1 protein-coding gene is annotated in these 319 nt (G+C 63.9%); it reads left to right on the forward strand.

Annotated elements, in window-relative coordinates; translation table 11 throughout:
- Positions 1-319, forward strand: a 319-nt coding sequence (locus tag M5B99_RS29910) for an AMP-binding protein (protein WP_248807490.1), incomplete at both ends; no start/stop codon positions are given.

The following is a 319-nucleotide window of genomic DNA, read 5'->3' on the forward strand; positions in this document are numbered from 1 at the left end:
CCTCAAGCGCAGCCTGGTGGAATCGCTGTTCGAGAAGACTGGCGTGCAACGTCTGTGCAACCTCTACGGCCCCTCGGAAACCACCACCTACTCAAGCTGGGTAGCCATGGACCGCGAAGACGGCTTTGCCCCGCATATCGGCAAGCCGGTGGGCAACACCCAGTTCTACCTGCTGGACGAGCAACAGCAGCCTGTCCCGCTGGGCGTCGCCGGTGAGATCTACATTGGTGGCGCTGGCGTGGCCCGCGGCTACCTCAACCGCGATGACCTGACCGCCGAACGCTTCCTCAAGGACCCGTTCGCCACCACGCCGAATGCC

Source organism: Pseudomonas sp. MWU13-2100 (assembly GCF_023242365.1).
Classification (GTDB): domain Bacteria; phylum Pseudomonadota; class Gammaproteobacteria; order Pseudomonadales; family Pseudomonadaceae; genus Aquipseudomonas.